This is a genomic window from Microbacterium salsuginis, assembly GCF_012524205.1.
GTDB classification, from domain to species: Bacteria; Actinomycetota; Actinomycetes; order Actinomycetales; family Microbacteriaceae; genus Microbacterium; species Microbacterium salsuginis.
Genome location: NZ_JABACI010000004.1, coordinates 597,154 through 612,136, shown reverse-complemented (window position 1 = coordinate 612,136; position 14,983 = coordinate 597,154). Strand labels below are relative to the sequence as shown.

General features: G+C 71.9%; 10 protein-coding genes and 1 pseudogene. 8 read left to right on the top strand and 3 right to left on the bottom strand.

Going from position 1 to position 14,983, the window contains the following annotated elements; translation table 11 throughout:
- Positions 1 to 73: 73 nt before the first annotated feature.
- The 7 genes from HF576_RS14575 to HF576_RS14545 all read left to right on the top strand — a co-directional run bounded on the left by HF576_RS14575 (position 74) and on the right by HF576_RS14545 (position 9,346).
- Positions 74 to 331, top strand: coding sequence for a glutaredoxin domain-containing protein (locus tag HF576_RS14575; RefSeq protein ID WP_168913515.1), 258 nt, complete (start codon positions 74 to 76; stop codon positions 329 to 331).
- 111 nt (positions 332 to 442) lie between these two features.
- The gene (gene kynA, locus HF576_RS14570; protein WP_168913514.1) at positions 443 to 1,297 is read left to right on the top strand and encodes a tryptophan 2,3-dioxygenase; all 855 of its coding nucleotides are present in this window, start codon (positions 443 to 445) and stop codon (positions 1,295 to 1,297) included.
- Positions 1,297 to 2,307: an amidohydrolase family protein gene (locus HF576_RS14565; RefSeq protein WP_168913513.1), complete on the top strand. Its 1,011-nt coding sequence runs from the start codon at positions 1,297 to 1,299 to the stop codon at positions 2,305 to 2,307. Before kynA ends, HF576_RS14565 begins: the two co-directional genes overlap by 1 nt.
- Entirely contained in the window at positions 2,294 to 3,574 is a 1,281-nt protein-coding gene (locus HF576_RS14560) for a kynureninase (protein WP_168913512.1), read from the top strand. Before HF576_RS14565 ends, HF576_RS14560 begins: the two co-directional genes overlap by 14 nt.
- Positions 3,575 to 4,037: 463 nt before the next feature.
- Complete coding sequence (locus HF576_RS14555) at positions 4,038 to 5,462, top strand: MFS transporter (RefSeq protein WP_168913511.1); 1,425 nt, start codon at positions 4,038 to 4,040, stop codon at positions 5,460 to 5,462.
- 486 nt (positions 5,463 to 5,948) lie between these two features.
- Positions 5,949 to 7,673, top strand: coding sequence for an aldehyde dehydrogenase family protein (locus HF576_RS14550; RefSeq protein ID WP_168913820.1), 1,725 nt, complete (start codon positions 5,949 to 5,951; stop codon positions 7,671 to 7,673).
- A complete protein-coding gene (locus HF576_RS14545; protein ID WP_168913510.1) occupies positions 7,670 to 9,346 on the top strand; it encodes a GMC family oxidoreductase N-terminal domain-containing protein in 1,677 nt (558 codons plus the stop codon). The genes HF576_RS14550 and HF576_RS14545 overlap by 4 nt, the downstream gene beginning before the upstream one ends.
- A 490-nt stretch (positions 9,347 to 9,836) precedes the next feature.
- Here the strand turns inward: HF576_RS14545 and HF576_RS14540 are convergent, their stop codons facing one another.
- The 3 genes and pseudogenes from HF576_RS14540 to ypfJ all read right to left on the bottom strand — a co-directional run bounded on the left by HF576_RS14540 (position 9,837) and on the right by ypfJ (position 13,794).
- Positions 9,837 to 11,375, bottom strand: a complete 1,539-nt coding sequence (locus HF576_RS14540; protein WP_168913509.1) for a DEAD/DEAH box helicase — start codon at positions 11,373 to 11,375, stop codon at positions 9,837 to 9,839.
- Positions 11,376 to 11,962: 587 nt separating this feature from the next.
- Positions 11,963 to 12,928: pseudogene (pip, locus tag HF576_RS14535) on the bottom strand (prolyl aminopeptidase); the annotation flags it as partial.
- Positions 12,925 to 13,794, bottom strand: a complete 870-nt coding sequence (gene ypfJ, locus HF576_RS14530) for a KPN_02809 family neutral zinc metallopeptidase (RefSeq protein ID WP_168913508.1) — start codon at positions 13,792 to 13,794, stop codon at positions 12,925 to 12,927. The pseudogene pip and the gene ypfJ, both read right to left, overlap by 4 nt.
- 120 nt (positions 13,795 to 13,914) lie before the next feature.
- On the opposite strand from ypfJ, the gene HF576_RS14525 reads away from it, so the two are divergent.
- Positions 13,915 to 14,937: a malate dehydrogenase gene (locus HF576_RS14525; RefSeq protein ID WP_168913507.1), complete on the top strand. Its 1,023-nt coding sequence runs from the start codon at positions 13,915 to 13,917 to the stop codon at positions 14,935 to 14,937.
- The last annotated feature ends 46 nt before the right edge of the window (positions 14,938 to 14,983 follow it).

The window sequence follows — 14,983 nt, the reverse complement described above, 5'->3', positions numbered from 1 at the left end:
ACAGCCACATGTCGTCGCGTGAGACGGGTACGCTCTCGGAGCCTGCCCAGGATTCTCGGGGGAGGATGGAGGGATGACCTCCCCCGCGACCATCACGATGTTCGGCGCCGATTGGTGCCGCGACTGCACCCGTACCAAGCGCCAGCTCGACGGGCTCGGCATCTCGTACACCTACGTCGACCTCGTCGCCGACCCGGCCGCCGCCGACGTCGCCCGCGACATCTCGGGACGCACGAACATCCCCGTCGTGGTGTACCCGGACGCCTCGCACCACGTCGAGCCGTCGAACGCCGACGTCGAAGCGAAGCTCCGCGAGCTCTCGCTCATCTGACCGCGGCGTCGGGTGTTTCGTCTCGCTTCGCTCGCTCAACGACCGGATACTTCTGCCCGCGCCCTTCGGAGGCTCTGACGCCGCGGCATCCGTCCTCGTTAGTCTGAGCAGGTGAGCGAAGGCGTCGAACGCAATACCCGGGCGATCGAGGGCACGGTCGTCACCGACTTCGCCGATCGCATGACCTACGGCGGGTATCTCGATCTCGCCACGCTCCTCTCGGCGCAACGCCCGCTGAGCGATCCCGAGCACCACGACGAGCTCCTGTTCATCGTGCAGCACCAGACCACCGAGCTGTGGCTCAAGCTCGTCCTGCACGAGCTGGCCGCCGCGTGCCGGTTCCTGCGAGAAGACCAGCTGGCTCCTGCGCTGAAGTGCATCGCGCGGGTCAAGCACATCCAGAAGACCCTGACCGAGCAGTGGTCGGTGCTGGCGACTCTCACGCCTGCCGAATACGGCCAGTTCCGCGGTGTGCTCGGCCACGCGAGCGGATTCCAGTCGGCCCAGTACCGCGCCGTCGAGTTCACCCTCGGCAACAAGAACGCCGGAATGCTGCGGGTGTTCGAGTCGGAGCCCGCCTCGTACGAGCTCGTGCGCGCGGCGCTGGAGGCGCCCAGCCTGTACGACGAGTTCCTGCGGATGCTCGCGCGCTCGGGCTATCCGATCCCGGCCGAGGTGATCGAGCGCGACGTCACGCAGGCGTGGACCTACAGTGCCGAACTGGTGCCCGTCTTCGTCGCGATCTACGCGGACCCGCAGACGCACTGGGCCGCGTACGAGACGTGCGAGGAGCTGGTCGACCTCGAGGACGACTTCCAGCTGTGGCGGTTCCGGCACCTCAAGACCGTCGAGCGGATCATCGGGCACAAGACCGGAACCGGAGGCTCGAGCGGTGCCTCGTTCCTGCGGCGAGCGCTCGAGCTGACCTTCTTCCCCGAGCTGTACGCGGTGCGGACGGAGCTGTGATGGGCGAATCCTCCTCGTCCCGCAGCGCCAAACGCGCATCCACCCACGCCCTGCACGCGCTGCTCGGCGAGCGGGCCGCGGTGTGCCGTCGCGCGATCACCGGCGAGCACGGCGTCTCGCTGCCGCCGCTCATCGACCACCACGTGCACCTGCACCTGATCGACTCCGGCCTGCTCGCACGCGGCGGGATCGCGGGCGTGGTGGACCTCGGCGGCGACCCGGTCGCCCTCGCACGTCTCGACAGCCGCGGCATTCCGCGAGTGGCATATGCCGGCGCGTTCCTGACGGCAGCGGGCGGCTATCCGGTCGGGCGATCGTGGGCGCCGCCCGTGATCGCGCGTGAGATCACCGACCCCTCGACCCATCCGGGCGTTCACGGCGGGGCGGCGACCGCGGTCGACGAGCAGGCGTCGTTCGGGGCATCCGTCATCAAGGTCTCGCTCAACAGCACAGCAGGACCCGTTCTCGATCGCGCGACTCTCGACGCCGTCGTGGCGAGCGCGCGCGAGCGCGGTCTGCCGGTGGTCGGGCACGTCGAGGGCGAAGGGATGCTGCAGCTCGCGCTGGACGCCGGCATCGACGTGCTCGCCCACACGCCCTTCACCGAGCATGTCGGCCGCCGGCTCACCGCCCGCGCGGTCGCGGCCGGCCAGCGCTGGATCTCGACCCTCGCCATCCACGACGGCGATGCGGTGACCGCCGACCGTGCCCGCGTCAATCTGGCCGGCTTCGTGGCGGCGGGCGGTCAGGTGCTCTACGGCACCGACCTGGGCAACGGCGAGCTGCCGGTGGGCGTGAATCAGGCCGAGGTGGCCGCCCTCGACGCCGCGGGCGTGCGCGGCGCGGCGCTCATCGAGGCGATGGTCGCGCCCTGGCCCGGGGCGGAAGAGCTCTCGGGGGTCTCGACGTTCGTCCCCGGCCCGCAACCCGCCGACCTCGATGACGTGCCCGCGTGGATCGCTGCGGCGACCGTCGTGCCGAGCGAGGAGCTCATCCATGACGAGAACTGAACCGGCCGCGGACGGGGCTGCTGACGACCCGAGGATCGCTCGGCTGGAGGCCGAGGCATCCGTCCTCGATGACGCCGATCCGCTGCGGACGCACCGCGACGCGTTCGTCGGCGCCGAGACCTCCCTGGTGTACTTCGACGGCAACTCGCTGGGCCGGCCGCTGAAGGCCACCGGCGAGCGCCTCGCCGCGTTCACACGCGACGAGTGGGGCGGCCGGCTGATCCGCGGGTGGGACGAATCGTGGATGCAGCTGCCCTTCGAGATCGGCGACGCCATCGGCCGCGGGGCGATCGGCGCAGCCGGCGGGCAGACGATCATCGGCGATTCGACGACGGTGCTGCTGTACAAGCTCGTGCGGGCGGCGTTCGACGCCGCCGTCGCAGGCGACCCGGCCCGCGTCGAGATCGTGGTCGACCGCGACAACTTCCCCACCGACCGGTATCTCGTCGAGGGCATCGCCGCCGAGCGCGGCGGACGCGTCCGGTGGATCGACGTCGATGTGACCTCCGGCGTGACGCCCGAGCTGCTGCGCGAGGCGGCCGGGGCGCAGACGGCGGTCGTGCTGCTGTCGCATGTCGCCTACCGGTCGGGCTTCCTGGCGGATGCCCCTGCCCTCACACGCATCGCGCACGAGGCCGGCGCGCTCATCGTGTGGGACCTATGCCATTCCGCCGGCTCGGTGCCCGTCGAGGCCGATGCGTGGGACTTCGACATCGCCGTCGGGTGCACCTACAAGTACCTCAACGGAGGACCCGGATCGCCGGCCTTCGCGTACGTCGCCTCACGACTGCAGGACCGCCTGGTGCAGCCCATTCAGGGCTGGATGGGGGCGGCCGACGTCTTCGCCATGGGGCCGTCGTACTCTCCTGCGGCGGGGATGCGGCGCTTCCTGTCGGGCACGCCCCCGATCGTCGGCATGCTGGCGATGCAGGACACCCTCGCGCTGATCGGATCCGTCGGCATCGAGGCGATCCGCGCGAAGTCGGTCGCACTCACGGACTTCGCCGTGCGCGTGGCCGACGAGCTGCTCGTGCCGCGCGGCGTGGCGATCGCGTCGCCGCGGGAGGCTGACGCCCGGGGCGGGCATGTGACGCTGTCGCACCCGGCGATGCGATCGGTGACGGCGCGGCTGTGGGCGCAGGACGTCATCCCGGACTATCGCGACCCCGGCGGGCTGCGCATCGGCCTCTCTCCGCTGTCGACGTCGTTCGCCGAGACGCTCGCGGGACTTCGGGCCGTCGAGGCCGCCCTGCCCGCCGAGGCCTGACCCGGCCGTTGACCTGCGGCGACCTCGGCCGGCCAGGCACCCATCGCCGGGTTGCGAAAACACCAGTCCGTCGCGCAACACGCCGCGCCCCGGCATCCGTCCCCGGCGTGTCGCCGTCACCGGCTGGTGTTTTCGCACGAAGGGCCGCCCTGCGCGCCGAGGCCTGAGCCGGCCGGGCACCCATCGTCGGGTTGCGAAAACACCAGTCCGTCGCGCAACACGCCGCGCCCCAGCATCCGTCCCCGGCGTGTCGCCGTCACCGGCTGGTGTTTTCGCACGAAGGGGCGCCGCACGCCGAGACCTGAGCCGGCCGGGCACCCATCGCCGGGTTGCGAAAACACCAGTCCGTCGCGCGACACGCCGCGCCCCGGCATCCGTCCCCGGCGTGTCGCCGTCACGCACCGGTGTTTTCGCAACGAGGGGCGGGGCACGAGCGGCTCGGCGCTGACCTACACTGACGCGCATGAGCAATGAGGCTCCAGCGGCGCCCGAGGCCGCGGCATCCGTCTCCCCCGTCCGACTGACGCGCGGCACGATCGCCCGCTATGCGACCGGTTCACTCGGCACGGGCGGCTTCGCCACACTGCCCGGGCTGGTGCTGACGTACTACCTGACGGACTCGCTCGGGGTCGCCGCGCTCGCGGCGGGTGCCGTCATCACCGTTGCGAAGGTGTGGGATGTCGTCATCGACCCCGTCATCGGAGCGCTGACCGACCGCGATCAGGCCCGCCACGGCAGTCGTCGTCGGCTCATGCTGATCGGGGCATGCGCGCTGCCGCTGCTGTTCGCCCTGACGTTCGCCGTGCCGCCCGCGCTCGGACCCGTCGTGGGCGCGATCTGGGTGCTCATCGCCTTCACGCTGACCGCGACGGCGTTCAGCCTCTTCCAGGTGCCCTACATCGCGCTGCCCGCCGAGCTCACGCCGCGCTACGACGAGCGCACGCGCCTGCTCACGTGGCGCGTCGTCGTCCTCACTTTCGCGATCCTCCTCTTCGGCGCCGGCGGGCCCGCGTTGCGCGGCGTGGCCGACGACCCAGCGGTGGGCTACCTCGTGATGGGTGTCGTCGCCGGGGTCGTGATCGGGATCGGGATGCTGGTGGCCACGACGGTCGCGCGCCGCGCGGTCGTGCCGTCCGCTGCCGTCGCCAGCGGACCGGGCGGCACCGCGACAGCGCCGGGGATCCGCGAGCACTACGCCGCCGGCATCCGGGCACTGCGGCGCAGCCGCGCGTTCCGGATGCTGCTGGCCACGTTCGTGCTGCAGGCCCTGGCCACCGGCCTCATGCTCGCGGGCGCGCAGTATGTCGCGACGTGGGTGCTCCACTCCGAGGCCGCCGTCGAGCTGCTGTTCGTCGCCCTCATCGCCCCTGCCCTGCTCGCGGCACCCGCGTGGGGTGTGCTCGCCCGCCGCATCGGCAAGGAGCGGGCTTTCGCGATCGCGAGCGTCGTGTTCACCGTTGCGGCGCTGTCGATCCTCGGCGTGCTGTGGGTGCCCGGCGCGTGGATCTACGCCCCGGTCGGCATCGCCGGGATCGCGTACGCCGGCATGCAGTCGCTGCCCATGGCGATGCTGCCCGACGTCATCTCGCACGACGAGCGCACGGCGCCGGATGCGGACGGCGGCGGACCGGGGCGGGCCGGCGCGTTCAGCGGCGTCTGGACCGCAGGCGAGACGGTCGGATTCGCGCTGGGCGCGACCGTGCTGTCGATCATCCTCGCCGCGACGGGGTACGTCTCGTCCGTGGCGGGTCAGCTGGTGGAGCAGCCGGATGCCGCGGTCACCGGCATCGTGCTGAGCTTCAGTGTCGCTCCCGCCGTGCTCATCGCCGTGAGCCTCGTCACCCTCGCCCGCTACCCGCTGCGGCGCGGCGACATCGATCCGGTGTGAGATCGGGTAGCGGCATCCGTCTCCATCCGTCTCCGTACCGTGCCGGTCCCATCCCGTCCCGGTACCGTGCCGGTGCCATGCCGTCCGCGTCCCGGTCCCGGTCCCGGTCCCGGTGCCGGTCCCGGACACAACGTCGGATCCGCTGGTGCGGACACCGCAGGCGACACACCGGTCGCCGTTCGTGCCCGCCGGCGTGTCGGCTCATGGGTCCGCACCAGCGGATCCGATTCTGTGGTCGGAGGCCGCGGTCGAGGTCGGGGTCGAGGTCCGGGTCGGATCGGGCCGGGTGTGCCGATCCGGTGTGAGATCGGGTCGCGGCATCCGTGGGACCGCGTCCGCGCCGCGTCGTAGACTGAGGCTCCCGCCCGAAGGAGAGCGCCCGTGCCGAAGGCTGCCCCCACGCCCGCCACACCCGGCGCCGGTCCCGGTGCGAAGCCGGGACGGGCTGCGAAACCATCCGCCGCCTCCCCCGGGGCGACCGACGCACTGCCGGAAGTCACCGTCGCCGCCGTCGACGAGGCGCTCACGCAGCTCGAGACCGGCTCCCGGTCGTGGCCGCACCTCACGCTCGACCAGCGCGCGCGCCTGTTCGATCGGCTGCACGCCACCACGGCCGCCGTCGCCGCGGAGTGGGCCGATGTCGCCGCGACGAGCAAGGGCCTCGAGCCGGGGCATCCGCTGCGTGGTGAGGAATGGCTGTCGGGACCGTACGCCGCCGTCGTGGCCATCGACGCGTACCGCTCGACGCTGCGCGCGCTCGCTCGGGGCGGCAGTCCGCTGGATGGGGTGAGGACGGATGCCGCACCCGGCGACCGCCTGCGCGCGCACGTGTTCCCGGCGTCAGCGGTCGACGGGCTCATCCTGTCGGGCTACACGGGCGAAGTGTGGTTCCGGCCGGGTGTCTCGCTCGAAGACATCCGCCGCGACGCCGGCCTCGGCCAGCTCACGCCGACGGAGCCCGGCGGCATCGGCCTGGTGCTCGGCGCCGGCAACGTCACGTCCATCCCCGTGCTGGATGTGCTCTACGAGCTGCTCGCCCACAACCGTGTCGTGGTGCTCAAGGTCAACCCGACGCAGGACGCCGTCGTGCCGGTCTTCGAGCGGGCGCTCGCGCCGCTCATCGAGCCGGGGTTCCTGCGCATCGTGCGAGGCGGCGGCGACGTCGGTGCGCATCTGGCATCCCACCCGGCCATCGGGCATGTGCACATCACGGGCGCGGCCCCCACGTTCGACACGATCGTGTGGGGTTCGGGAGCCCAGGCGGCCCGCCGCAAGCGCGAGAACCGCCCGCTCCTGAAGAAGCCGATCACCGCGGAGCTGGGCGGCGTCTCGCCGATCATCATCGTCCCGGGTGAGTGGAGCGATGCCGACCTGCGGTTCCAGGCGGAGCACGTCGTCACGATGCGTCTGTACAACTCCGGGCACAACTGCATCGCCGGCCAGGTCGTGATCCTCAGCTCCGACTGGCCGCAGCGCACGGCATTCCTCGCGGAGGTGCGGCGGGCCTTCGAGGCAGCGCCCCGGCGGTCCGTCTGGTACCCGCGGAGTGACGAGAAGCTCGCGGCCGCGGCATCCGATTATCCGGATGCCGAGCGGTGCGCCGACGGAACCCGCCTGCTCGTCGAGACCGGTCCCGACGGGGCCCGCGCCATCGAGAGCACCGAGTACTTCGCACCGGTGCTCGGCGTCATGTCGCTGCCCGGCAACGGCCAGGAGTTCCTCGACCGCGCCGTCGAGCACGCGAACGATGCGCTGGCGGGGACGCTCGGTGCCAACGTGCTCATCGATCCCGAGACACAGGCGGCGCTCGGCGAGGGCTTCGAACGCGCGATGGAGCGGCTGCGCTACGGCACGATCTCGATCAACTCGTGGACGGCGTTCGGCTTCCTCACCCCCACGCTCGCGTGGGGCGGTTACCCCGGTGCGACGGCGCAGGACGTGCAGAGCGGGATCGGCATCGTCCACAACGCCCTGCTGCTCGACCACGTCGAGCGGTCGGTCACCCGCGGGCCGTTCCGGCCGTTCCCGCGCTCGCTCTCGCCGCGGGCGCTCGGCGCCTCGGGCGGACGCGCGTTCTCGGTGCTGCCCAAGCCGCCGTGGTTCGTGACCTCGCGCACTGGCACCGAGGTGAGCGCGGGGTTCACGCGCTTCCGCATCGACGGCAATTACGCCGCGTTCGCGCCCGTGCTGCTCAAGGCGTTCCGGGCGTGAGGCCGTCGCGGCGCGCTCGAGCAGCCGGGCTGGAAGCGGACTACATCGTCGTCGGTGCCGGCTCGTCGGGGGCCGCGGTGGCCGCGCGGCTCAGCGAGGATCCGAGCGTGTCGGTGCTGCTTCTCGAAGCCGGCGGTCCCGACACGGCGCTCGAACTGCATGTGCCGGCGGCGTTCAAGAAGCTCTTCCGCAGCGCCTACGACTGGAACTACGACACCGTCCCCCAGCCCGCGCTCGAGGACCGAACGGTGTACTGGCCCCGCGGCAAGACCCTGGGCGGGTCCTCCTCGCTCAACGCGATGATGTGGGTCCGGGGCTTCGCCGCCGATTACGACGAGTGGGCGGATGCGGCGGGCCCGGCCTGGTCATGGAGGTCGCTGCTCCCCTACTTCCGCCGGGTGGAACGCACCGAACCCGCGAAGGGCGGGGCGGCGGGCGACGGCTCCGCCGAGCCGACCCACGGCACCGACGGCGCCCAGGCGGTGCAGCATCAGCGGGATCCCCGGCCCCAGACGGCCGCGTTCCTCGCGGCGGCGGCCGAGCTGGGGCATCCGGTCACCGTCGCGAATCTTCCCGAAGGCCAGGGCTTCTCGCAGACGATGGTGTCGCAGTCGCGCGGCGCGCGCGTGTCGACGGCGGACGCGTACCTGCGGCCGGCGCGACGCAGACGCAACCTGCGCATCGTGACCGGCGCGCACGTGCGGCGTGTGACGTTCGCTGAGGCGGGCGGTGGCATCGGCGAAGCCCACGCCACGGGCGTGTACGTCGACATCGGCGGAGTCACCCGTCACGCGACGGCGCGACGCGAGGTGATCCTGTGCGGCGGTGCGATCAACACGCCGCAGCTGCTCATGCTCAGCGGCATCGGCCCCGCTGCGCACCTCACGGAGCACGGGATCACGGTCATCGTGGATGCACCCGGGGTGGGGTCGAATCTGCAGGACCACCTGGTCGCCGGCCTCGCACCCGCCGCGAAGGGCGGCACGCTCTTCACCGCCGAGAGCCGGCAGCAGCTCGCCCGCTACCTGAGCGGGCGTCGCGGGATGCTGACCTCCAACGTGGCCGAGGCCTACGGATTCGTGCGCACCGCCGCGGCCGATCGCACGGGGATGCCCGCCGGCCTGCCCGACGTCGAGATCATCTTCGCGCCGGCGCCGTACGTCGGAGAGGGACTCGTGCCCTTGCCGGGCGAGGGGCTCACGGTGGGCGCGATCCTGCTGCGGCCGCGCAGCCGCGGCACGATCCGGCTCGCGTCGAGTGACCCGTACGCCAAGCCGCTCATCGACCCGGCCTACCTCTCCGATCCCGACGGCATCGACGCCGCCACGATGCGCGCCGGCCTCGCGGAGTGCGAGCGGCTGATCGCCACCGACGCGCTCGGCGCCGTGACGACCGGAGGCTGGATCCAGCCCGCGGGCGGCGACCGCATGACACCCGAGGAGCGAGCCGAGCTGTCGCTGCGCCGCTACTCGCACACGCTGTATCACCCCGTGGGCACCGCCCGGATGGGCGCGGGACCGGATGCCGTGGTCGACCCTTCGCTGCGCGTGCGCGGGGTTACGGGCCTACGCGTGGCCGACGCATCCGTCATGCCCACACTCATCCGCGGCCACACCAACGCCCCTGCGATCGTGATCGGCGAGGTGGCCGCGGATCTGATCCGTCAGAACTGAGCCCGCACACGCGCTCGGCGGCGTCTGGCGCGACTCGCCAGAACGCACCCCGAACGGATGCCGCAGCATCCGCTCGCTCGACCGCGAGGCCCTCCGCACGGCCTCGCCCTCCCCGACCGCCCCGCCCGGCGGCGGCTCGCGGCTCCGCCCGGCGGGAGTTCGCGGCTCCGCCCGGCGGCGGCTCGCGGCTCCGCCCGGCGGGAGTTCGCGGCTCCGCCCGGCGGCGAACCGCGCTCAGGACGGCGGATTCGGGCCGGATCCACCGCCCATCGAGCGATGTTCCGCCCGGCGGCAGTTCGCGGCTCCGCGCGGCGGGAGTTCGCGGCTCCGCCCGGCGGGGAACCGCGCTCAGGGCGGCGGATCCGGGCCGTATCCACCGCCCATCGAGCGATGCTCCGCCGGGCGGGACTCCGCGAAATGCAGCTCGCCCGCCGCGCTCCGCAGCGAGAAGCTGCAGATCGCGACGGGCGAGCGAAAAGGGGGAGCCGGGTCAGCGGCCGGCGCGGCGGTTGCCGCCGTTCTGGCGGACGACCGAGCCGACCATGAGCTTGCCGGTGCCGCCACCCGAGGCGCGACGGCCCGGGGTGCGCGGGTTGCCCTGCGCAGGCTGTGCCGAGCGGGTGTGGCCCGCGCTCTGGTCGGAGCGCTGGTGCGCGCCCTGCACGCGGTCGGTGCTCTGGGTGCGTCCGGCGCCCTGACCGCGACCGCGGCCCTGACCCGCGCCACGGCTCTCGCCGCGACCAGCACCCTGACCGGTGCCCTGGCCGCCGCGAGCAGCGCGCTTGCGCTGCGCGTTGGCGCCCTGGCTCGTGCCGCCGCCGCGCACCTGGGTGTGCACCGGCTCGGGCTTGACGTACGGAGCGACCTGGCCGACGAGCGCGGCGACCTCGGCCGACTCGGGGGTGACCGCGACGGGCTTGACCGAGATGGCCGCCTTGCGCAGCAGCTGCGCGACGTCCTTCTCCTGACCGTGGGTCACGAGCGTGACCACGGCGCCCTCGGCGCCGGCGCGGGCGGTGCGGCCCGAGCGGTGCAGGTACGCCTTGTGCTCGGTCGGCGGATCGACGTGGATGACGAGCTCGACGTCGTCGACGTGCACACCGCGCGCCGCGACATCCGTCGCCACGAGCACGCGGGCCGTGCCCGACGAGAACGCCGCGAGGTTGCGGTCGCGCTGCGGCTGCGACAGGTTTCCGTGCAGGTCGACCGCGGGGATGCCCTGCGACGTCAGCTGCTTGGCGAGCTTCTTGGCGTGGTGCTTGGTGCGCATGAACAGGATGCGGCGGCCCATGCCCGAGGCGAGGGTCTTGACGACATCCTTCTTGGTCTCGGCATCCATCGTGAAGACGTGGTGCGTCATCGCGGCGACGGGCGAGTTCGCCTCGTCGACCGAGTGGAGCACCTCGTTCTGAAGGAAGCGGTTGACCAGCTTGTCCACGCCGTTGTCGAGCGTCGCGCTGAACAGCAGGCGCTGCCCGCCGGACGGAGTGGCGTTCAGGATGCGGGTGACACCGGGCAGGAAGCCGAGGTCGGCCATGTGGTCAGCCTCGTCGATCACGGTGATCTCGACCGCGTCCAGGTGGACGTAGCCCTGCTTCATCAGGTCCTCGAGTCGGCCGGGGCACGCGACGATGATGTCGACGCCGGCGTTGAGCGCCTGCACCTGACGGTTCTGGTTGACGCCGCCGAAGATCGTGGTGGTCGTCATGCCGTACGCCTTGGCGAGCGGTGCGAGCACCGCGTCGATCTGAGTGGCGAGCTCGCGCGTCGGGGCGAGCACGAGGCCGAGCGGGCGGCCCTTGCGGCGGTTGCCGCCGGCGAGCTTCGTGCCCAGGCGCGCGGCCATCGGGATCGAGAAGGCGAGGGTCTTGCCCGAGCCGGTCTTGCCGCGTCCGAGGACGTCGCGGCCGGCGAGGGTGTCGGGGAGCGTGTCGATCTGGATCGGGAACGCGGTGGTCTTGCCGTCGGCCGCGAGCGCGTCGACGAGGGGCTGCGGCACGCCGAGCGCGCCGAAAGTGACATCAGTCATGAAGGGTTGTTCTCTGGGCACGTCGGTGCCCCATCGGTGGCCGGGGCGGATTTCGCCCACGGGTCGCCGTATGAAAGTCATCACCGGCATCGCACTTCGATGAGAAGGCGGCGGCGGGAGGGGAAGCGTTCTACGACGCGAGAAGCGCAAGAAGCGCTGCAAGTCCTTCCACCCTACCAGTGGCTACCTGGGCATTCGTCCCGCACCCCGCCGACCGTCCCCCCGACCCGCGCGAAAACACCAGTCCGTCACGAGGACGCGCCGGTGACGGATGCCGCAGCCCGGCGTGTCGCGTCACCGACTGGTGTTTTCGCATTCGAGTCTTCGGTGGCGGACTCCTGGGTCGCCTCGGCACCGGGATCGATATCGGCGCCGGCCTCGGGATCGGGATCGGCGCCGGCGCTGGCGTCGGCCTCGGCGCTGGCCTCGGGATCGACACCAGGCTCAGGCTCGGCGCTGGCCTCGGGGTCGACACCAGGCTCAGGCTCGGCGCTGGCCCCGAGGTCGACACCAGGCTCAGGCTCAGGCTCGGCCGCAGACGAGATCTCGTCGGCATCCGGCTCGCTCGCGGCGAGGGGGACGGATGCTGCGAAGCGGTCCGTCGCGGCGCGGAGCGCGCGGGCGATTCCCGGTTCGGATGCCGCGTGCGAGGCATCCGGAACCATCGTGAACTCTGCCTCGGGCCAGGCGCGGTGCAGATCCCACGCCGTCATGGGCGGCGTGCAGATGTCGTAGCGCCCCTGCACGATCACGGCCGGGATGTGCCGGATCGCGTCGACGCCGGCGAGCAGCTGACCTTCCTCGAACCAGCCGCCGTGCAGGAAGTAGTGGTTCTCGATGCGCGCGAGCGCGACGGCGGCGCGTGGTTCGGTCATCGTGTCGACGAGATCAGGGTCGGGCAGCAGCGTGAGCGAGGATGCCTCCCACTGCGACCACGCCACCGCCGCAGGAACGTGCACCGCGGGATCCGGGTCGGACAGACGCCGGTGGTACGCCTCGAGGAGGCGCGACCGCTCGAGCACGGCGATCGGCGCGATGAAGTCCTCCCACAGGTCGGGCAGCATCGCAGATGCCCCGCCCTCGTAGAACCACTCGAGCTCGTGCCGCCGCAGGGTGAAGATGCCGCGCAGGACCAGCTCGGTCACCGCATCCGGGTGCGCCTGGGCGTACGCGAGGGCGAGGGCGCTCCCCCACGAGCCTCCGAAGACCTGCCACCGTTCGATGCCGAGGTTCTTGCGCAGCAGTTCGACGTCGGCGACCAGGTGCCACGTGGTGTTGTGGCGCAGATCCGCCTCGGGCTCGCTCGCGTGCGGCGTGGAGCGTCCGCACCCGCGCTGATCGAGCAGCACGATGCGGTACCGCTCCGGGTCGAAGAAGCGCCGGTGGTACGGGGCGGTGCCGCCACCCGGGCCGCCGTGGAGGAACACCACGGGCTTGCCGTCGGGGTTGCCGCTCTGCTCCCAGTACACGCGGTTGCCGTCGCCGACGATGAGCTCGCCGGATTCGTACGGCTCGATCGGCGGATACAGGATGTCGTCGAGCTGCTCGTTCATAGGCTTCCCCCCGGAATGCCGAATGTGTCGCACGCCGACCAGCCGCTCTGATACCCGGTCTCGAACCATCGCTGCCGCTGCTCGCTGGAGCCGTGCGTCCAGGTCTCGGGGTTGATGAACGCTCCGGACTGCTCCTGGATGTGGTCGTCGCCGACCGTCTGCGCCGCGTTGATCGCGTCGGCGATCTGCTGCTGCGTCGGAGGCTCGAGGTAGGGCACGCCGTTGTCGTCGACCTGCTCGGTCATCTCGCCCACCCACGCGCCGGCGAAGCAGTCGGCCTGCAGCTCCATGCGCACGCCGTTGCTCTCGGGCCCCGAGCCGTTGTTCGGGTACTGCTGCATGATGCCGCCGATGTTCTGCACGTGATGCCCGTACTCGTGAGCGAGCACGTACAGCTGCGCCAGCGGGCCTGCGGTCGCGTCGAACCGCTCGCGCATGAGCGCGAAGAACGTCGGATCGATGTAGACGGCCTCTTCGGGCGGGCAGTAGAACGGGCCGGTCTGGTTCGACGCCGTACCGCACTGGCTCTGGGTCGAGCCGTCCACGATGATCAGCTGCGGCGCGCGGTAGCCCTGCATCTTGGTCTGCCAGTAGTCGTTGAGCACCTCGGCGCCCGCGACCAGGCGGCAGTCGTCGCGCGCGTTGGCGTCGGCGCCGGTCTCGCAGTTCGCGATCTCGGTCTCGCCGCCACCGCCGGCCTGCGGCAGCGCAGGCACGATCGACGAGATGTCTGTGCCGGTGAACAGCTGGAACAGCAGCACCGCGATCGCGCCGAGACCGGCGATGCCGCCACCGGCGACCGCCGCCCCCGCGCCGCGACGCCGTGCCGAACTCCCCCCGACACTGGCGTTCTGGTTGAACGTCATGGCCTTCACGGTACCCCCGGCGCCGCGCCGGGTCACGTTTCGACGCGATCACGCCCCCTTTTCAGCCCTCGGCACCGGGACGGGAGAGGGATGCCGCGGCACGGGAATAGGCTCGGAGACATGGCCAGCGAACCCACGACGGTGACGATCACGGGAGCCGGGGGGCAGATCGGCTACGCGCTGCTGTTCCGGATCGCGGCGGGCGACATGCTCGGCCCCGACCGCCCGGTGCGGCTACGGCTGCTCGAGATCCCGCAGGGCATGCGGGCGGCAGAAGGTGCCGCGCTCGAGCTGCAGGACTGCGCCTTCCCGCTGCTGCACGACGTCGAGGTCACCGACGACCTCCTCACGGCGTTCAACGGCACGAGCATCGCCCTCCTGGTCGGGGCGCGTCCGCGCGGCCCGGGCATGGAGCGCGGCGACCTGCTCGCCGCGAACGCCGGGATCTTCGGGCCGCAGGGCGCCGCGATCGGCGCCGTGGCCGCAGACGACGTCCGCGCCGTCGTGGTGGGAAACCCCGCGAACACCAACGCGCTCATCGCCGCGGCATCCGCTGCCCCCGACATCCCCGCCGATCGCTTCAGCGCGCTCACCCGCCTGGACCACAACCGCGCCGTGGGCCAGCTCGCCGACGTGCTCGAGGTGGGGCCCGGCGACATCGCCGACGTCATCATCTGGGGCAACCACTCCGCGACCCAGTTCCCCGACGTGGCTCACGCGACCCTCGCAGACGGGCGATCGGTGCTCGAGGCGCTCGCCGAGCGTCTGGGCAATCGCGAAGCGGCGACGGCGTGGCTCGACGACGTCTTCATCCCACGCGTGGCCAAGCGCGGCGCCGAGATCATCGAGGTGCGGGGCTCGTCCTCGGTGGCATCCGCCGCCAACGCCGCGATCGAGCACGTGCGCGACGAACAGCTCGGAACGCACCGCGGCTGGACGTCGGCCGCGGTGGTCTCGCGCGGAGAGTACGGCGTACCCGAGGGCCTGGTGTGCTCCCTGCCGGTGGTCTCGCGAGGCGATGACCGGGGCTATCGCATCATCGAGGGGCTGGAGTTCGACGCTCGCGCACGGGCCCGATTCGAGGCATCCGTCGACGAACTCGTCGCCGAGCGCGACGCCGTCCGCGCGCTCGGAGTGCTCTGAGCACGCGAGACCACTGAGGCGACGACGACCCGTCACTAGGCTCTGA